We start from the raw sequence: 19,721 nt of genomic DNA, 5'->3' as shown, positions 1-19,721 counted from the left end.
AAAAAACATTAAAGATATATACTTTTAAATGGTTTTTTGATAAAATAAAAATAAATTTGTACAATTTTATTTTTCTCCAATAACTAAAAATAGTTTTTTGAATTAATATTTGCTGAGAAATAGAAATCAGAAACGTTTTTAATATAGTAGGTGATAATATGAAAGGATTAGTTTTAGAAGGTGGAGGAACAAAAGGTGCCTATCAAATAGGGGCATATAAGGCTTTAAGAGAGCTTGGAATAGAGTTCCAAGGAGTAACTGGAACATCAATTGGTGCTTTAAATGGAGCATATATAATTCAAAATGATATTGAAGTAATGGAAGATATTTGGTTAAACTACGATTATACTCACTTTATGAATATGGATAAAGATACTTATGAGAAATTTAAAAATGTAGATTTCACTACTAAAAATATCAATGCACTTATTGAACTTATAAATAAGGCTAGAAAAAATGAAGGCATAGATATAAGTCCTATGAGACAACTAATGGAAACTACATTAAATGAAGATATAATACGAAAATCAAAAAAAGACTTTGGACTTGTTACAGTGTGGTGGGATAAAAAGATTAATCCACACCCAATGTATATAGAAGATATGCCACAAGGGAGATTGATTGATTATTTAATTGCTAGTTCTAGCTTGCCTATTTTTCAATCAAACATGATGGATGATAAATTATATCTTGATGGAATGTTTTGTGACAATATGCCAATAGGACTTTTAGAAGACAAAGGGTATGAAGATGTTGTTGTAATTAGACTGATTGATGATTTTCTTGGAAAAATGAATTTAAATAAACATCAGAATATAAATATAAAAACTATAATACCATCAGAGTATTTGGGAGGTTCTCTAAATAAAGACAGAGACAATGTAGAAAAAAATATTCGATTGGGTTACTTAGATACTATGAAAGCGTATGAAAGATGTAATGGGATTAAATATTATTTTGATGTAGAATATAAATACAATGAAGAATATTGTTTTGATAAGTTTAGAAGTATGAGTAATGAAACTGTGCAATTTATTTGTAATTTATTAAATATAAAGAGAGATGTTTCTTTAAGAACTATTATGGAAAGTGTAATACCAAAACTTGGTGAAGTACTTGGCTTACCCAAAAATTTTTCATACAAAGATTTATTTTACTGTATATATGAAAAAAAACTTGAAGAAAATAGCATAAATAGAATAAAATTATATGATTTTAACAAAGTTATAGATGTTGTAAATACAAATATTGATTCTAATAAAAATTTAGCTTCTAATTTTGAAATTAGACCTAAAATTAGTATTAAAAAGAACAAAAATACAAAATTATTGACAAATTGTATTATAAAAGACTTAAAAAATCAAAGTTAAATAAAAAACAAAAAAAAATTTGTAATTATACTCGAAAAAAGTGTATATTAGTAGTATAATATTTTTGTAGCACTAGTGGGAACAAAAAATGACCATAGGACAAAAAAGTACCACTAAGTACCATTAAAGTAAAAAATAGGAAAACAATTTTAAAAAATATAAAATGTAAAGTCTATAGGAGGATTTAAAAAATGGAAAAAGTAGTTAGTATCAAAAATGCAAGTGGATTACATGCTAGACCAGCAGGAATGTTTGTTAAGAAGGCTGCTGAGTTCAAATCAACAGTAGAGGTTGTAGCAAAAGACAAGACTGTAAATGCAAAATCAATAATGGGAATAATGAGTTTAGGTTTAGCTCAAGGAGAAGAATTAAAGTTAGTTGTAAATGGAGACGATGAAGAAGTAGCTTTAGCTGCAATGGTTGAATTAGTTGAAAGTGGATTTGGAGAGTAGATATAATAATTTTTTAAGTTTGATATTTATAATCTAATCATTACTTAAAGTAAAAGTAACAGAGAAGCATTAAACATATACAGATTGACATTTGTAGATATTTAATTTCTTTGTTACTTTCATGTTTATTTAATCAGAAGATTAAGACTATTGTTAACTGGGTATGAAAATACAAATATTTTAGAATATGAAATAAGATATTTTTAATCATAAATTTAGTATGAAAATACAGAAGATATTTTTTAGGAGGTAGGGTTATGGCTTACAAAGGAATAGGTGCTTCTCCAGGTGTTGCTTTAGGGAAAGCGTTAGTAGTTGAGCATAGTGAATTAGTAATTGAAAAAAAATCTATAGATAATGTTGAGGCGGAAATTGCTAAATTAGAAAATGCAGTTGCAGTTTCTAAAGAAGAATTAATAAAGGTTAAGGAAAAGGCTTCTGAAGAATTAGGAGCAGAAGAGGCAGAAATATTTGAAGCACATTTATTAGTTTTAGAAGACCCAGAATTAATTGGTTCTGCAATAGACAAGATTAAAACTGAAAATGTAAATGCAGAGTATGCTTTAAATGAAATAAAAGAGATGTTTGTTAGTATGTTTGAGTCTATGGACAATGAATATATGAAAGAAAGAGCAGCAGATATAAAAGATGTTACAAATAGAATACTTAGACATATATTAGGAATTAAAGTTGTTGATTTATCTGCTTTAAGTGAAGAAGTAGTATTAATAGCACATGATTTAACTCCATCAGATACAGCAACTATGAATAAAAAAATGGTTTTAGGATTTTTAACTGATATAGGTGGAAGAACTTCTCATACAGCTATCATGTCTAGAACTTTAGAAATAGCTGCAATCGTTGGATTAAGTGATATAACTTCAAATGTTAAGGATGGAGATTTTGTAGTCTTCAATGGGGATACTGGTGAAGTAATCGTTAATCCAGATGAAGATACTATAAATAAATATACTGAGTTAAAAGCTAAATATGAAGAAGAGAGAAAAGCATTACAGTTATTAAAAGGAAAAGCATCTGTGACTTTAGATGGAAAGCATGTAGAATTAGCTGGTAATATAGGAACTCCTAATGATATAGAAGGTCTAATAAAGAATGATGCTGAAGGTGTTGGTCTTTATAGAACAGAATTCTTATACATGGATAGAGATTCTTTCCCAACTGAAGAAATACAATATGAAGCTTACAAAGCTGTACTAGAAGGAATGGATGGAAAACCTATAGTTATAAGAACATTGGATATAGGTGGAGATAAAGAATTAAGTTATTTAAGCATGGAACCTGAAATGAATCCATTCTTAGGTTATAGAGCAATAAGACTTTGCTTAGACAGAAAAGATATATTTAAGACTCAATTAAGAGCTTTATACAGAGCAAGTGTTCATGGAAAACTAAGAATCATGTTCCCTATGATTTCCTCTTTAGAAGAATTATTACAAGCTAAAGAAGTTGTAAAAGAAGTTTTAGCAGAACTTGATTCTGAAGGTATAACTTATGCTAAAGATGTAGAAATTGGTATGATGATAGAAGTGCCATCTGCTGCTGTAATATCTGATGTACTAGCTAAACATGTAGACTTCTTCTCTATAGGAACTAATGACTTAATTCAATATACTTGTGCAGTTGATAGAATGAATCAAAAAATAAGCTATCTTTATAATCAATTTAATCCAGCTGTTTTAAGACTTATAAAGACTGTTATAGACAATGCACATAAAGAAGGTAAATGGGCAGGTATGTGTGGAGAATCTGCTGGAGACCAAAAAATGATACCAATACTTTTAGGTATGGGATTAGATGAGTTCTCTATGTCTCCAATATCAATACTTCCTGCTAGAAAATTAATAACTTCAGTTAAAGAAGCCGATATGAAAAAATTAGCTGATGAGGTACTTAATATGGGTACTGCTGAAGAAATAAAGAAATATATTGAAACTACTTTTAATATGTAATTATTAAATTATATCTATATAAATACTTATTTATGTAGATTATAGATAGTAAAAAATTATTTAATGAATAAGTAAAAGCCATAGTTTGTTCTATATACTATGGCTTTTTTATTGTATAATTTAAGATATTATAATATTTATGGTTTGGTATTAATAATATAGTCTGCATCTAATAAATCTTTAATGGAGGTATACAATTTGAAAAGTAAAAACACAAAGGTATTCATCATAGCTATACTTATTTTGAGTTCTATAATATTATATTTAAATACACAAAACAACCTAATAAGTAACAAATATGATAAAAAAGTATATTTAGATTTAAAAGATACAAAAAAAATAGAAATTTACAATAAGATTAGCCAAGAAAAAGAGCATAAGGCAATTTTAATTTCAGATAAACATTTAATAAATGAAATATTAAACTATTTAAATAATGTAGAGTATTATGATGGGGAAGATAGGAATGAGATTATATTAAAAAGTCAGAGTATAAATTTTTATAATGGTGATGGAGAACAAAAAATTATAAATTACTCATATGATAGTATACATAATATTGGAAAGATTGAATATGATAATGAAAAATTTAATGTACCACATGATTTTTTTAGGTTAATATCATCACTTGAAGAATTTAGACCTCAATATTCAAAAGTACCTAATGATGTAAATGAACTTTTTAAAAAGTATAACTGGACGCCAAGTTTTCTAATATCATCTCAACAAAAAACAATTCCAAATAATTTTAAATATTCATCAGAAGATACAGTAGAGAGTATGTACTGGGCATATAATATAGAGCTATCTAAAGATATAGGGTTAGATTTTTCAAACTTAAAATCAAAAGAGATTACTGCTGAGATATACAATTTAAATGAACCGTTATCAGATGAACTTGAAGATACTCTATTAAGTACTAGAGGTATAATAATAAGGTATGAAGGAAAAATTGTAGGTGCGTATATTGATTCTGGAAGGCATGAAGGGAATGCTATTAGCTTAAAAAGACATAGTTTTAAGGAAGTGACAAAAGAAGACTTAAATACATGGGTAGATGATAATTGTATAGATAAGTCAAATTCTTTATATATAGAGGTATCAAAGTTAAGTAATGAGGATTTAATAAAAATGTATATAAAGGCTATAAAAGAAAATAATACAAAGGTTTTATTAACTACTATGGATGTAGAAAGTAAGATAAGTACTCTCTTCATTAATTTGGATAATCATAAGCTTTTTAATGATACTAAGTTTGGGATGAATTTACCAGATTATATTAATAATGATAAAATTGTATATATGGAAAAGATTGATTTAAAAGAAAATGATAAGAGATGTTATAATGTTATATTTGGGGGTAATGATATAATGAGTGACACTGGAAGAGGAACTTTCTCAGATATCAATATTGATATTGTAAATGAAAAGGGAGTGTGGAAAGTGTCTGGCTTTACAAAATAAATCTAAAATAAATATTGTTAAAAATTAATATTGTATTGAAAAATAATTAAAAGTATTTAATAATAGAATTAAGGGAAGACTAAGTTTATAAATAAAGGATAATTAAATAAAAGTTAATAAAATAAATGTGATATCCAAATAAATCCTGAATCTAATTTGAGTTTTAATATAGATAGTCTAAAGTTTGATTATTAAAGATTTAATTGTAAGTGGTTACAGTTGATGATATTGATATAGAGATTAAAGTTTAGAATAGAAAGTTACCTTAAATTTAAAAATGCAAGATAACACAATCTAAAAATTATAATCACTCAATGGGTTTATGGATTTATTTGTTTATTATAAATAAATGGGAGTAGAATTATCTACTCCCATTTTGTATATTATTATTAATTTAATTGGTAATATGAGCTAAACTTGTAATTCTAGTTAAGACTTGCTGCATTAGTAGTAAATAATTCTTTAATAGCATTATTTCTAGCAGTTAAATCATTATTAGAATTATTTGTTTTTTTCATAATTACTGAGTAACGCTTTTTATTTATAAAAAATATTAAGATTTTATCATCATCAAAATTGTATTCCTTGTATCTATCAATAGACTCATAACCTAAGTTTAAAATGTTCTTATCCTTTATACTATCTACATCTAAAATATATGATGGGTCAGCCTTTAGTAATATATTGATTAAACATTTTTCTTCACCAGCACAGAATAACTCCATCTTATTTGATATGGATTTAGATTGTTCTGAAGTTATTTTTGCAGGAATAAGGTCATTATTATCATCTCTTAAAAGATAACCATGTGTGTCTTGTTGATAAACTAAATTAACCTTTTTCTTAGGGACATTGATTATTTTATCTAAATGCACATAATGATGATTCTCAACAAATCCTTCATTTAATATTTCAACAAAGTTGTCAATCTTACCTAGACAAAAAGATTCTATAGATTCTTTACAGAATTTATTTGTAAATGGGATTATGCTTACGTTTTCCTCGTCTGTATTCCATGCTATGGCATAATCTAACGAATATACTTCTTCCTCTATATCTGCAAAATTAAATTGTACTATGTTTCCTTTCAAAATTACTCGACCTCCATCTTTATAATATATTTAATATACTTTATAAAACTTATATTATATTTAAATAATATCATAAATTGGATAATTATGATATAGTAAATGATAAAAAAATTGAAAAAAATCACTATAAATGAGTGATAAATATAAATAGTGTATACTAATGGGATGAAAAATGTCCACTATTAACTTTATTACCCCACATATGTAAAATAAATTTATTAATGTAAAATATAATCTGTCGACAATGAATAGACTTTTAAAGGAACTTAATATAAAATTAATTAAATAAATACTTAAAAACGATTTACTTTAATGATAAAATCGTATTAAAGGAGGTTAATTTTATGGATATAAAAAATAAAATTAAATCTATATTTTTACCAGAAAAAGATGACTATTTAGATGATGAAGAATTTGAGGATGATATAGAGGATAATGAGGAGAGTTTAAAGCAAGACAATAAAGTACATTTAAATGACTTAAGCAGAGTAAAGTATGATTACAGAGAATTAAAAGACATAGAAAATCAGACAGAAGAAATGTGTTTACTAGCAGTAAAACAGGATGGGACTATAATTGAGTTTGTAAAAAATAAGACTTATAAGGTATGTATGGAAGCCGTTAAACAGACATACAAAGCTCTTAAGTATATAACAAATCAGTCTGAGGATATTTGTATAGAAGCCGTTAAACAGAACTACAGAGCTTTATATTACATAAATGATAAGACTGATAATGTACTAATTGAGGCTATAAAACATGCATCTACTCATGATGTTATGGAAGTTTTTAAATTTGTAGAAGAGCAGACTGAAGATGTATGTCTAGCATTTATAGAAATGGCATCAAAAAATGATGTTGCAGAAATACTTAAAGACATAAAAGAGCAAACTCCAACTATATGTTTGGAAGCAGTAAAAAAAGATGGAAAATCTTTAGCTTATGTTAAAGAACAAACTTCAACTATATGTTTAGAAGCAGTAAAAGAAAACTATAGTGCTCTACCTTGTGTGGAAGAACAAACCGAAGAAATATGTATAGAAGCAGTAAAACAGAATGATTTTGCATTATATTATGTAAATGAACAGACAGAAAAAATATGTATAGAAGCAGTTAGAAGAAGTTATATGGCACTACAATATGTAAAAAAACAGACAGAAGATATATGTATGGAAGCAGTTAGAAATGATGGAAGAGCACTACAATATGTAAAAGAACAGACAGAGGATATATGTATAGAAGCAGTTAGACAAAATGGGAAAGTCTTGCAATATGTAAAAAAACAGACAGAAGATATATGTATAGAGGCAATAAAAGATTCATTTGAAGAACTTCAAATAAAAGAAATATTAAGCTATGTGAAAGTTCCAACAGAAAGAGTTTTTGTAGAAGCAGTAAAACAAAATGGAAAGGCTCTTAAATATATAGAAAATCAGACAGAATTAATGTGTATAGAGGCAGTAAGAGAAAATTATAATGCTTTACAGTATGTAAAGAAACAAACAGAAAAAGTTTGCTTAGAAGCAGTAAATCAAAGTTATGAAGCTCTTAAATATGTGAAAGAGCAGACAGAAGAAATTTGTTTAAAAGCAGTGAAGCAAGATTACAGAATGTTGAAATATGTAAATAAACAAACAGAAGAAGTATGTTTAGAAGCAGTAAAACAAAACTATAGAGCTTTGGAATTTGTTGATAATCAAACAGAAAAAATTTGCTTGGAAGCAGTAAAACAGAATAGAAAAGCACTACAATATGTAAAACAAAAACAAAGTTGAAATATATAGAAAAATATATGTAAAGGCACCTAGCTTATAGTAATAAGTTAGGTGTTTTTATGTATATAAAACATAATAAAAATATTTTATTATAATTATTTTGTTATATAAAGAATATCTAAAGATTTATATAGGTCTTTTTTTGACCAGTTTTACAATTTTAGCAACTAGTTTTGTAAAGTATATTGAATTTTCTCAAAAAAGAAGGTATTCTATGTATGTAAAATTTTTTTGGAGGTAAAAATGTTTAAGAAATCTGCTGATAAAATGACATCTGTTTTAATTTGTAATAATATGATAGATAATAATGAATCAAAAGTTTATTCTTATGGATTTGAAATATTGATAGCTTTTATAGTTAATGTAACGACCATGCTGCTCATAGGTTTTTTATTTGGTAAATTTACATATATATTGTTTTTTTTAATGTGTTACTGTCCAATAAGACAATTTTCAGGTGGGTATCATGCAGACAATTATTTTAGGTGCCTATTGACTTTTGTTTTTATAATTTTGTCTACAATATTAATTATAGAAAATCTAAATTTATACTTATTTAAAAATATCATTATGGTTACTGCTAGCATTAGTTGGGTTGGGATTTGTATTCTCTGTCCAATAGAACATAGAAGTAATCCTATAAGTGATAAAGAAAAGTCAACTTACAAAAAAGTTGCTGTATTTGTATCTACAATAATATTATTAATGACAGTTTTAAGCTTTTTATTGAATATATTTGTAGATTATTTCATATATAGTGCATTTGCTATGTTTTGGATTTTTATAATGTTGGTATTAGGGAAATTAAAAGCTAAGAATTTAAGTAAAATATGTGTGAGGGAGAATTAAGTTATGAAGAAATTTTTTGTAAAATTTATGAAGTTTGCTAGTTCATTAGCACTTAGCACTGCCATCTTGTCAGCTAATAGTACTTGTCCATGGATTATACATCAACCTAAAGTTCCTAAAGAAATTAAGAGTTTAAAGAAGATAAATTAAATAGAAGCAATTATATAAAATTATTATAAAAAGAAATTATTATATTTTAATAAGGTTAAAACTATATAAAGATTAGATATAAATTTTATTTTAAGGTATATAATATACATTTGATGGTGTATTATTGTGCCAATTTAGGGGGATGTAGTGTATCCAATGAAATGACTTACGAGTAGTAAGTCATTTTTGTATTGTATGTATTTTAGATAAACTTATGATATAATGAAGGGTAAAGTTTAATTAAAACAACAAAAAACTTTAGTATAGATAGTAATTTAGGAGGTAGGTTATGAGTATGATACATAAATTTTCTATGAATGGATATAATATCGTTTTAGATGTGAATGGTGGAGCTGTTCATGTATTAGATGATGTTGCATACGACTTATTAGACTTTTATAAAGAAAAAAGTAAAGAAGAAGTATTAGATATATTAAAATCTAAATATCAAGAAGAAAAAATAAATGAAGCATATGAAGAAATATCAAACTTAGAAAAAGAAGGTCTTTTATATACAGAAGATACATATCAATATCATCCAAGTTTTGTACATAGAGAACCTGTGGTAAAAGCTTTATGTTTGAATGTAGCCCATGATTGTAATTTAAAATGTAAATATTGTTTTGCAGCTCAAGGTGACTTTGGAGGAGAAAAAGAACTTATGAGCTTTGAGGTAGGTAAGGCAGCAATAGACTATTTGATTGCTAACTCAGGCACTAGAAAAAACTTAGAGATAGATTTCTTTGGTGGAGAGCCTTTGATGAATTTTGAAGTTGTAAAACAGTTAGTTGATTATGGTAGAAGTATTGAAAAAGATTATAATAAAAATATAAGGTTTACAATAACTACAAATGGTGTACTATTAAATGATGAGATTATAGACTATATAAATGAAAATATGCACAATGTAGTTTTGAGTTTAGATGGAAGAAAAGAAATTAATGATAATATGAGACCAACTTTAAATGACAAAGGAAGTTATGATATTACATTGCCACGATTTAAAAAACTTGTGGAAAAAAGAGCAAAAGATAAGTATTACTATATAAGAGGAACATTTACAAGAGATAATCTGGATTTTGCTAAGGATGTTATGCATTTTGCAGATTTAGGATTTAAATTAACATCTGTAGAGCCAGTTGTTGGAGATGAAAGTAATCCATATGCACTTAGAGAAGATGATTTACCTAAGATATTTGAAGAGTACGAAAAGTTTGCTGTAGAGTATGCAGATAGACAATTACAAGGCGATGGATTTAAGTTTTTCCATTTTATGATAGATTTAAATCAAGGACCATGTGTAATAAAAAGAATAACTGGATGTGGAGCTGGAAATGAATATCTTTCTGTAACTCCAAATGGAGATATATATCCATGTCATCAATTTGTTGGAAATGAAGAATTTAAAATGGCAAATATATTTGATAAAGAAATTGTACTTCCAGAAAGTTTAAAAAATATGTTTAGAGAAGCTCATGTATATACTAAAGAAGATTGTAAACAATGTTGGAATAAGTTTTACTGTTCAGGTGGATGTCATGCAAATGCAATAAACTTTAATAATGACATATCAAAGCCATATGAATTAGGATGTGAAATGCAAAGAAAACGTACAGAGTGCTCTATAATGATACAAGCAAAGTTAATGTTAGAAGGAGCAACTAACTAAATTTATATTTTAAAGGAGTTGTTTATATATGATTAGAGATTATTTGGAAGATAAACCTTTAATTGATGAAAGTGTATTTGTGGCAAAATCAGCAGACATAATTGGAAATGTCAAAATAGGTAAGGATTCAAGTGTATGGTATAATGCAGTAGTTAGGGGAGATGAAGGTCCAATAACTATTGGAGAAAATACTAATATACAAGATTGTTCTATAGTACATGGAGATGCAGATACTATAATTGGTAACAATGTAACAGTTGGACATAGGTCAATAGTTCATGGTTGTAAAATTAGTGACAATGTTTTGATTGGTATGGGTTCAATAATATTGGATAATGCTGAAATAGGAGAATATACTTTGATAGGAGCAGGTACATTAATTACATCTAATAAGAAGTTCCCACCAGGTGTTTTAATAATGGGCTCTCCTGGTAAGGTTGTTAGAGAACTTACAGAGGAAGATAAAAGATATATTGATGAATCATATAAATGGTATCTAGAAGCAGCACAAAATCAAAAATATTAAATTAAAGAGTGGTTGTTTCAAAACATACTTAAATCTGTTTTGAGGCAACCACTAATTTATTTTATTAAAGTTAGCTGATATTTTAGTTTTCAAAAAGTATTTGATTAAGATAGGTATAAAATGTCAAAAATAAAAATTAACTGAGTTAAATAATTTTAATAAAATTACTAGTATATGTGATAAAATTAAATATTAAAGAGGATATAAGACATTAGTATATAAATTGGTAAAATAATGTCTTATATAAGATAAATTAAGGTGTAAGTTTTCGGGTATACCTATTTTAGGAGTGAAAATATTTGAGAATAAGTTATAGAAACTTAAAAAGATATAGAGAAATTGGATATGTTTTAATAAAGTATGGTTTTAGTTTTATTGTAGAAAGATTAAATATAGAAGGAATAGCTTATAAAATACCACTGTTTGACCCTCCAGAAGAAATAAAAAATATGACAACTGGTGAGAGAATAAAAAGAGTTTTAGAAGAGCTAGGGCCTACATATATAAAAATAGGACAGATATTAAGTACAAGAAAAGATTTATTAGACCAAGATATAATTGATGAAATATCAAAACTTAGAGATGATGTAGAGAAATTTGATTCAAATATAGCTATTGAGATATTTAAAGAAGAAGTAGGATTAAGTATAGAAGAAATATTTTTAGAGTTTAAAGAAGAACCAATTGCAGCAGCTTCGATTGGTCAAGTTTATGAGGGTGTTCTTAGAACTGGAGAAGAAGTAATTGTAAAAATTCAAAGACCAAATATAGAGAAAATAATAAAATCTGATTTAGAAATTCTTAGAACGATTGCAAATACTCTAAAGGATTTAAAAAAGGATTTTAATTTAGACTTAGTACAAATGATTGAAGAATTTCAAACTCAATTAATGAGAGAGCTTGACTATACTTTTGAAGCTATAAATGCAACTAAATTCTCTAGGATATTTAAAAATAGTGATGAGGTATATATACCTAAAATATATCCAGAATATAATACTAAGAAAATTTTAGTAATGGAGAAGGTCAATGGTACAAAATTAAGTGATGTAGAAAAAATAAATAGGTTAGGTTATAATACAAAAACTATTGTTGAAATAGGAGTAAGGTCTTTTTTTACACAAGTATTGTCTCATGGATTTTTTCATGCAGACCCACATCCAGGTAATATATTTGTAGTTGCTAAAAACAAGATAGCATATATAGATTTTGGAATGATTGGAATTATTGACAATAAAACACTGAATCAATTAAATGAAATTGCATTAGCAGGAGTGGAAAAGAATGTCGACAAGATAATATACTTGTTAATAGAAATGGATGCGTTAAATGGAGAGGCAGATATTAAAGGTCTTAGACAGGATTTACTTTATCTAATACATTATTACTATGATATTTCTATAGAAAAAATAAATGTAACAGATATATTAAATGAACTGTTTAGATTTTTTAGGCAGTATAAGATAGTCATGCCTGCACAGTTTGTGACACTTGCTAAGACTGTTATAACATTAGAAGGAACAAGTAGAACTTTAAATTCAGATTTTTCTTTTGGTTCTATGGGAAAAGAGTTTATGAAACATCATTATAAGAGTAAATTTAATCCTAAAAATGTCGTTTTAAGTTCAAAACAAAATGTAGAAGAAATATTACTCGATATAAAAACTATTCCAAAACAGCTAAAAGCAATCTTAAAGAATGTAGAAAGAAATAATATAAAAATGCAAATTGAAGACGTAAAAATGACAAAATTAGAAAATTGTATATTAGAGTTAACGTCTCAAATATCATTAAGTTTAGTGTTAGCATCAATTATAGTGGGTTCTTCCCTTATAATTGCATCTCCAAATATAGAAAACAATATTTGGATAAAGTTTACTGCTATAGGAGGTTTCTTTATATCTTTTATAATAGGACTTTGTCTAGTTATAAGGAGTGTTAGGTCAAAATATAAAAAGGATTAGGGGGAGTTGAATTTGAAAAAATGGATATTGAAATATAAAGGTAAGATAGAGGAAAGTGAATTTAGCAAAAAAATTAATATTTCCCCGGAAATCTGCCAAATTTTAAAAAATAGAGGAATATATACTGAAAAAGATTCAGAAATATTTATGAATCCATCTTTGGATTATTTAAGGGACCCTTTCTTAATGAAAGATATGCAGAAAGCTGTTGATAGGATAAAATCAGCTATTGAAAATAATGAAAAAATTTGGATTTATGGAGATTATGATGTTGATGGTGTGTCATCTACTTCTATTTTATGTATATATTTTAAAAGTATAGGGTATCATGTGGATTACTATATCCCAAATAGATTAGAAGAAGGATATGGTATAAATGAAGAAGCTATTAAGCTTATAAGCTCTAGAGGTTGTGACTTGATTATAAGTGTTGACTGTGGGATTACATCAGTATCTGAGGTTAATATAGCGAATGATTTGGGTATAGATGTTATAATAACAGACCATCATGAATGTCAAAACGAGATTCCACCAGCTTTTGCAGTAATAAATCCAAAACAAGAAGATTGTAATTATCCATTCGATTCATTATGTGGATGTGGTGTAGCATTTAAAATGATTCAAGCATTAACTCCAAAAGAAGAATTTAAAACTAGTATGTATGATTATTTAGAAATAGTAACATTGGCAACTATTTGTGATATTGTACCACTTATAGACGAAAATAGAATAATTGTAAAAAATGGTTTAAAATCAATGAAAGAAGGCAAAAATATTGGATTAAGAGAGCTTATAAAAGTTTGCGGTGTAGAAAGTGATAAAATAGGTTCTTCTCATATAGGTTTTGCAATAGGACCTAGAATAAATGCTTCAGGTAGATTAGGATATTCTTATTTAGGTGTTGAGTTGTTTACCACTCAATCTAAAGAAGAAGCTGTAGAAATAGCCAATATATTAGAAGAGAAAAATAATGAAAGACAGATGATAGAGGCTAAAATGTATCATGAAGCTGAAGAAATGTTAAAGTCTAATAGCAGATATAATGATGATAAAGTCTTAGTTTTAGCTAAAGAAGGTTGGCAACATGGAATAATAGGAATTGTAGCATCTAAGCTAACTGAAAAATACTATAAACCTACAATTCTTTTAGGCATAGAAAATGGAGAAGCTACTGGTTCAGCAAGGTCTATAAAAGGATTTAATGTATTTGAAGCTCTTGTAAAGTGTAAGGACTTAATGACTAAGTTTGGTGGTCATGAGCAAGCAGCAGGGCTATCTTTAAATTCAGATAATGTGGAAGCTTTAGCAAATGAAATAAACAAATTTGCAAATTATAATTTAACTGAAGATGATATGATAGAGAATGTGAATGTTGAATTTGAACTACAAGAAAATGTAATAAATCTAAATCTTGTAGAAGAATTACATAAGTTAGAGCCTTTTGGATTAAATAATCCAAATCCTAGATTTATAGTTAGAAATTATATTTTAAAAGATTTAAAGGTTATAGGAAAAAACCAACAACATCTAAAATTAAGTATAGAAAAAGAAAAAAGCTATGAATGTATAGGATTTAACATGAGTCATTTAAAATCATTGTATAAAGTAGGAGATAAAGTAGATGTATTGTTTCAGTTAGATGAAAATAACTATATGGGAAATAGAAAAGTACAGTTTTTACTTAAAGATATAAGATTAGCTCGACCTAAAAGTGCAAGTAGTGACAAACTTTCACTGAAATTAATGTCAAAAATAATACCCAAAGATACACAAAGCTTGTATAATATATCTGTATCTGATTTTGATTTATTCGATGGAAATACTGATATAAATATATTTGATTATTTTGAAAAAGGTACATTAATAATATCTAATTCCATAAATGGATTTTATAGAGCAGTTTCGGATATATCACTTGTAGATTTAGATTTTGAGATAAATTACAATATTATTGAAGATATTAGCAAAAATACTGATAAATTAGAGCTTATATTTTCTCCTAATATTGATAAAATAGACTTAAAAAGATATAATAATATTATTCTTTATGATTATTTATACAATAAAGGCGAATATTCGTATATATATGAGAATAAAAGAGAAGAAAGTGAAATTATAAAATATTATAATAAAACAGACCTATTATATTTAAAGAATGTAGTTAGTAATATAGTTCCATCAAGAGATGAATTTATAACAATTTATAAGCAAGCACTCACAAAAAAAGAAATTGATTTGGATATGGTAAATATAAAGGGAACTTTTAATGTAATTCCATTAAAGTTTTTTACGATATTGAATGTGTTTAGAGAATTAAATTTACTTGACTTTAATTTAAATTATGAAAAAAATTCTGTACTCATAAGAATATTGCCAAAACCACAGAAAAAATTAGATTTAAATGAGAGTTTAATACTCAATAATCTAAAAAATTTAGAAAAACAATATAATAGCAGTTATTAGGAGGCGTTTCCCATGGATTTAAAAAACTTTATAAGGAATATTGATGATTTCCCAAAACCAGGTATAGATTTTAAAGATGTTACTACTCTATTTAAAGATGGAGAGGCATTTAGATATGCAGTAGACTCTATAGTTGAAGAACTAAAAAATAAAGGTGTAGATTTAGTAATAGGGCCAGAAGCAAGAGGTTTTTTGATGGGTACACCTGTAGCGTATGCTTTAGGAGTAGGATTTGTTCCAATTAGAAAACCTGGAAAGTTACCAGGAGAAGTTGAAAGTTATGAGTATGGCTTAGAGTATGGTACGGATACTTTAGAAATACATAAAGATGCAATTAAAAAAGGTCAAAAAGTAGCAATAGTAGACGATTTATTGGCTACTGGTGGAACTATGGAAGCTGCTGCTAAGCTTGTAGAAAAATTAGGTGGAGAAGTAGTTTCTATGCAATTTTTAATTGAGCTAGAATTCTTAAATGGGAGAGAAAAATTATCTAACTATAATGTTAATTCTCTTATAAAATACTAGTACTTTTACAATAGTTGGTATAGCACCAACTATTTTCATATATATTAAAATTTTATACAAAATAGGTGGTTATATGCATGATAAAGAATTACAAGAAATAATTGAAAAAATAAAAGTTTATGCACCTAATGCAAATTTTGAGATGGTTGAAAAAGCCTATAATCTTGCAAAAAAAGCGCATGAAGGACAATATAGAAAATCTGGGGAACCATACTTTATTCATCCATTAGCAGTAGCAAATATTTTGATAGAGATGGAATTAGATATTGAAACTATAACAGCTGGTTTACTTCATGATGTTGTAGAAGATACGGAATATACCTATGAAGACATAACAAAAGAATTTGGCAAAGAAGTAGCGGATTTAGTTGATGGAGTAACAAAACTTGGTCAAATAAAATATCGTTCAAAAGAAGAAACTCAATCTGAAAACCTAAGAAAAATGTTTTTGGCAATGGCGAAAGATATAAGGGTTATACTTATAAAACTTGCTGATAGATTGCACAATATGAGAACCTTAAAATATATGCCTCCAGAGAAAGCTAAATATAAGGCAAAAGAGACACTTGAAATTTATGGAGGTATAGCTCATAGATTAGGGATTTCTAAGATAAAGTGGGAATTAGAAGACAGAGCACTGAGATTTATGGACCCAGAAGGGTATTATGATTTAGTTGATAGAGTATCAATGAAGAGAAGTCAAAGAGAAGATTATATACATGGAATTGTTGAACTTCTTAAAGATAAGTTTAAAGATTTAAGTATACCATGTGATGTATATGGTAGACCAAAGCATTTTTATAGTATTTATAGAAAGATGCAAAAAAAACACAAAACTTTTGAAGAAATTTTTGATTTAACAGCTGTAAGAATACTAGTAGATAATGTAAAGGATTGTTATGCAGTTCTTGGTATAGTTCACACATTATGGAGACCTATTCCAGGCAGATTTAAGGACTATATAGCAATGCCAAAGCCAAATCTCTACCAATCGTTGCATACTACTGTTGTAGGTCCTGATGGAGAGCCTTTAGAAATACAGATAAGGACTCATGAAATGCATAACATAGCTGAAAATGGTATCGCAGCCCATTGGAAATACAAAGAAGGTATTTCTAGTAAAGAATCAAAAGTTGAAGAGAAACTTCAGTGGTTGAGACAAATGATGGAGTGGGAAAAAGACTTGAAAGACCCACAAGAGTTTATGGATGCACTTAAAGAAGATGTATTTAATAGTCAAGTTTACGTATTTACTCCAAAAGGAGATGTAATTGAATTACCAGCAGAATCAACACCTATAGATTTTGCATATAGAGTTCATACAAATGTAGGGAATAAGTGTGTAGGAGCTAAAATTGATGGAAGAATAGTTCCTATTGATTATAAGCTTCAAAATGGTAATATTGTAGAGGTACTTACATCATCTAATTCTAATGGGCCAAGTAGAGATTGGCTTAATATAGTAAAGACACCAAATGCTAAAAGTAGAATTAGACAATTTTTCAAGAAAGAAAGAAGAGAAGAAAATGTCGACCGTGGAAATACAATATTAGAAAGAGAATTTAAGAAGCATGATATACCACAGAAAGACCCTCTTGTTGAAAAATATATGGCATTAGTTGCTAAGAAATTTAATCAGCCAAGTGTTGAGGATTTAGTTGCTACTGTAGGTTATGGTGGTATAATGTCATCTCAAGTTGTATCTAAAGTAAAAGACTTATATTTAAAAGAAGTTAAAAAAGTTAAAAAAGAACAACAAATACAAGAAGAAGATTTAAATAAACACAATATAAGTGAAACAGAATACAGTAAAAAGAGAAAGAAAAACGCATCACAAGGAATTATAGTAAAAGGGCTTGATAATATCTTAGTAAGATTTGCTAAGTGTTGTAATCCTCTTCCAGGAGATGAAATTGTAGGATATATTACTAAGGGTAGGGGAGTAGCTATACACAGAGCTGATTGCCCAAATGCAAACAATAATGGGGATTTCTTCCAAAATAGATTGGTAGAAGTTTCATGGAGTTCAGCAGGCAAAGGTAAGTTTGAAGCAGAGATTCAAATAAAGGCTGTTGACAGAAGAGGAATTGTTAATGAAATAACTCATATTGTTGCAATGGATAAACTTAGTTTAAATGGAATAAATGCAAGAAAAGGTAAAGATAGCATTGTAAGTATAAACTTACTTGTAGAAGTTAATGACACAGAGGAATTAAAAATTCTAATGAAAAAATTAAAAGCAATTCCTGGTGTAGAAAGTATTTATAGAATGACAAATTAGAGTTAAAATAATAGGGAGGAAACTATGAGAGCAGTAGTACAAAGAGTATCTTCATCTAAAGTTACAGTAGATGAAAACACTATAGGTCAAATAAATAAAGGGTTACTAGTATTATTAGGAGTGACTCATGATGATAAATCAAGTGATGTAGATTATATGATTGACAAAATATTGAATCTGAGAATTTTTGAAGATGAAGATGACAAAATGAATTTATCTCTAATGGATATAGGTGGAGAGCTTTTAGTAGTATCTCAATTTACTTTATATGGAGATTGTAGAAAAGGAAGAAGACCTGGATTTAGTAATGCGGCCAAACCAGAACTTGCAAATAATCTGTATGAAGAGTTTATAAAAAAAGCAAAAGATAAAGGTGTAACAGTTGGTACAGGTAAATTTGCGGCTCATATGATGGTAGAATTAACTAATGATGGTCCAGTAACAATACTATTAGACTCAAGTAAATCTTTTTAAGGGGGAAAACTTTAATGGTTATAAAAAAATTTGTAGATAGTTATTTTGGAGTAAATACTTATGTATTAGGTGATGAAAAAACTAAAAAATGTGCAGTTATAGACCCAGGTGGAAGTTTAGTAGATACTCTAAGTTTTGTAAAAGAAAATGAATTAAATATCGAATATATAATTCTTACTCATGGACATGGAGACCATATAGGATATGTTAAAGATATTAAAGATAAAACTGGTGCTAAGGTAGTTGCACATATTGATGAAAAAGAATTATTAAATGATAAAAATAAAAATCTAAGTTATACAATGAGATGTGGAGCACAAGAGTTTGATGCAGATATATATGTAAATGATAAAGACAAGCTTGAACTTGGTGAATTAAAAATGACTTTCTTACACACTCCAGGACACACACAAGGGTGTATGTGTATAAGAGTTGAAGATGAATTGTTTACAGGAGATACTTTATTTGCTGGAAGTATTGGTAGAACTGATTTGTATAGTGGAGATTTTCATCAAATGGAAAAATCGCTTAAGAAATTATGTAAATATGAAGATGCTATTAGAGTATATCCTGGTCATGGACCAGCTAGTACTCTAGGGGTTGAGAAGAAGACAAATCCTTATATGTAATTTTATATTAGTATTAAATAATGTATCAAATATTTAATAACTGTATTAGAGATGGAGTTCTTCTACTGT

The 19,721-nt window shown here is 27.4% G+C and carries 16 protein-coding genes; 15 read left to right on the top strand and 1 reads right to left on the bottom strand.

Annotation, left to right across the window (positions count from 1 at the left end; all coding sequences use genetic code 11):
- Positions 1 to 158 precede the first annotated feature (158 nt).
- From KGF38_RS07655 to KGF38_RS07640, 4 genes are all read left to right on the top strand, one after another.
- Positions 159 to 1,370 (top strand): patatin-like phospholipase family protein, encoded by a 1,212-nt coding sequence (locus KGF38_RS07655; RefSeq protein WP_054271331.1) that lies wholly within the window; start codon positions 159 to 161, stop codon positions 1,368 to 1,370.
- A gap of 191 nt (positions 1,371 to 1,561) precedes the next feature.
- Positions 1,562 to 1,822, top strand: a complete 261-nt coding sequence (locus tag KGF38_RS07650) for an HPr family phosphocarrier protein (protein ID WP_054271330.1) — start codon at positions 1,562 to 1,564, stop codon at positions 1,820 to 1,822.
- 257 nt (positions 1,823 to 2,079) lie between these two features.
- Complete coding sequence (ptsP, locus tag KGF38_RS07645; protein WP_074178812.1) at positions 2,080 to 3,792, top strand: phosphoenolpyruvate--protein phosphotransferase; 1,713 nt, start codon at positions 2,080 to 2,082, stop codon at positions 3,790 to 3,792.
- 198 nt (positions 3,793 to 3,990) lie between these two features.
- Positions 3,991 to 5,256 carry a DUF4830 domain-containing protein gene (locus KGF38_RS07640; protein ID WP_074178813.1) on the top strand — a complete coding sequence of 422 codons (1,266 nt, stop codon included), beginning with the start codon at positions 3,991 to 3,993 and terminating at the stop codon, positions 5,254 to 5,256.
- Positions 5,257 to 5,681: 425 nt separating this feature from the next.
- Here the strand turns inward: KGF38_RS07640 and KGF38_RS07635 are convergent, their stop codons facing one another.
- On the bottom strand, positions 5,682 to 6,347 hold the full coding sequence (locus KGF38_RS07635; protein WP_054271327.1) for a hypothetical protein: 666 nt from the start codon (positions 6,345 to 6,347) through the stop codon (positions 5,682 to 5,684).
- 344 nt (positions 6,348 to 6,691) lie between these two features.
- Here KGF38_RS07635 and KGF38_RS07630 point away from each other — a divergent pair, with 344 nt between their 5' ends.
- The 11 genes from KGF38_RS07630 (at position 6,692) to KGF38_RS07580 (ending at position 19,652) form a co-directional block, all read left to right on the top strand.
- Positions 6,692 to 8,122 (top strand): DUF4116 domain-containing protein, encoded by a 1,431-nt coding sequence (locus KGF38_RS07630; RefSeq protein ID WP_074178814.1) that lies wholly within the window; start codon positions 6,692 to 6,694, stop codon positions 8,120 to 8,122.
- A gap of 243 nt (positions 8,123 to 8,365) precedes the next feature.
- Positions 8,366 to 8,971 (top strand): accessory gene regulator ArgB-like protein, encoded by a 606-nt coding sequence (locus KGF38_RS07625; RefSeq protein ID WP_074178815.1) that lies wholly within the window; start codon positions 8,366 to 8,368, stop codon positions 8,969 to 8,971.
- A gap of 3 nt (positions 8,972 to 8,974) precedes the next feature.
- Positions 8,975 to 9,121, top strand: a complete 147-nt coding sequence (locus KGF38_RS07620; protein ID WP_074178816.1) for a cyclic lactone autoinducer peptide — start codon at positions 8,975 to 8,977, stop codon at positions 9,119 to 9,121.
- A gap of 289 nt (positions 9,122 to 9,410) precedes the next feature.
- Positions 9,411 to 10,790 (top strand): thioether cross-link-forming SCIFF peptide maturase, encoded by a 1,380-nt coding sequence (scfB, locus tag KGF38_RS07615; protein ID WP_074178817.1) that lies wholly within the window; start codon positions 9,411 to 9,413, stop codon positions 10,788 to 10,790.
- Between the two features lie 28 nt (positions 10,791 to 10,818).
- On the top strand, positions 10,819 to 11,316 hold the full coding sequence (locus tag KGF38_RS07610; RefSeq protein WP_054271322.1) for a gamma carbonic anhydrase family protein: 498 nt from the start codon (positions 10,819 to 10,821) through the stop codon (positions 11,314 to 11,316).
- Between the two features lie 299 nt (positions 11,317 to 11,615).
- Positions 11,616 to 13,280 (top strand): ABC1 kinase family protein, encoded by a 1,665-nt coding sequence (locus tag KGF38_RS07605; RefSeq protein WP_074178818.1) that lies wholly within the window; start codon positions 11,616 to 11,618, stop codon positions 13,278 to 13,280.
- Positions 13,281 to 13,292: 12 nt separating this feature from the next.
- Entirely contained in the window at positions 13,293 to 15,743 is a 2,451-nt protein-coding gene (gene recJ / locus KGF38_RS07600) for a single-stranded-DNA-specific exonuclease RecJ (protein WP_074178819.1), read from the top strand.
- A gap of 12 nt (positions 15,744 to 15,755) precedes the next feature.
- Positions 15,756 to 16,268: an adenine phosphoribosyltransferase gene (locus KGF38_RS07595; protein ID WP_054271319.1), complete on the top strand. Its 513-nt coding sequence runs from the start codon at positions 15,756 to 15,758 to the stop codon at positions 16,266 to 16,268.
- 73 nt (positions 16,269 to 16,341) lie between these two features.
- A complete protein-coding gene (locus tag KGF38_RS07590) occupies positions 16,342 to 18,549 on the top strand; it encodes a RelA/SpoT family protein (protein ID WP_054271318.1) in 2,208 nt (735 codons plus the stop codon).
- A gap of 24 nt (positions 18,550 to 18,573) precedes the next feature.
- Positions 18,574 to 19,023 carry a D-aminoacyl-tRNA deacylase gene (gene dtd / locus KGF38_RS07585; protein WP_054271317.1) on the top strand — a complete coding sequence of 150 codons (450 nt, stop codon included), beginning with the start codon at positions 18,574 to 18,576 and terminating at the stop codon, positions 19,021 to 19,023.
- A 14-nt stretch (positions 19,024 to 19,037) separates the two neighbouring features.
- Complete coding sequence (locus tag KGF38_RS07580) at positions 19,038 to 19,652, top strand: MBL fold metallo-hydrolase (RefSeq protein WP_074178820.1); 615 nt, start codon at positions 19,038 to 19,040, stop codon at positions 19,650 to 19,652.
- The last annotated feature ends 69 nt before the right edge of the window (positions 19,653 to 19,721 follow it).

The organism is Clostridioides sp. ZZV14-6387, from assembly GCF_020657835.1.
Taxonomy (GTDB): Bacteria; Bacillota; Clostridia; order Peptostreptococcales; family Peptostreptococcaceae; genus Clostridioides; species Clostridioides difficile_A.
The sequence above is the reverse complement of the archived record's forward strand: the minus strand, read 5'-3'. Positions and strand labels throughout refer to the sequence as shown.

Excerpts from the sequence above, each read along its gene's own strand:
- KGF38_RS07655 (WP_054271331.1), top strand. The coding sequence starts at position 159 with ATGAAAGGATTAGTTTTAGAAGGTGGAGGAACAAAAGGTGCCTATCAA.
- KGF38_RS07650 (WP_054271330.1), top strand. The coding sequence starts at position 1,562 with ATGGAAAAAGTAGTTAGTATCAAAAATGCAAGTGGATTACATGCTAGA.
- ptsP (WP_074178812.1), top strand. The coding sequence starts at position 2,080 with ATGGCTTACAAAGGAATAGGTGCTTCTCCAGGTGTTGCTTTAGGGAAA.
- KGF38_RS07630 (WP_074178814.1), top strand. The coding sequence starts at position 6,692 with ATGGATATAAAAAATAAAATTAAATCTATATTTTTACCAGAAAAAGAT.
- KGF38_RS07625 (WP_074178815.1), top strand. The coding sequence starts at position 8,366 with ATGTTTAAGAAATCTGCTGATAAAATGACATCTGTTTTAATTTGTAAT.
- KGF38_RS07620 (WP_074178816.1), top strand. The coding sequence starts at position 8,975 with ATGAAGAAATTTTTTGTAAAATTTATGAAGTTTGCTAGTTCATTAGCA.
- scfB (WP_074178817.1), top strand. The coding sequence starts at position 9,411 with ATGAGTATGATACATAAATTTTCTATGAATGGATATAATATCGTTTTA.
- KGF38_RS07610 (WP_054271322.1), top strand. The coding sequence starts at position 10,819 with ATGATTAGAGATTATTTGGAAGATAAACCTTTAATTGATGAAAGTGTA.
- KGF38_RS07595 (WP_054271319.1), top strand. The coding sequence starts at position 15,756 with ATGGATTTAAAAAACTTTATAAGGAATATTGATGATTTCCCAAAACCA.
- KGF38_RS07590 (WP_054271318.1), top strand. The coding sequence starts at position 16,342 with ATGCATGATAAAGAATTACAAGAAATAATTGAAAAAATAAAAGTTTAT.
- dtd (WP_054271317.1), top strand. The coding sequence starts at position 18,574 with ATGAGAGCAGTAGTACAAAGAGTATCTTCATCTAAAGTTACAGTAGAT.
- KGF38_RS07580 (WP_074178820.1), top strand. The coding sequence starts at position 19,038 with ATGGTTATAAAAAAATTTGTAGATAGTTATTTTGGAGTAAATACTTAT.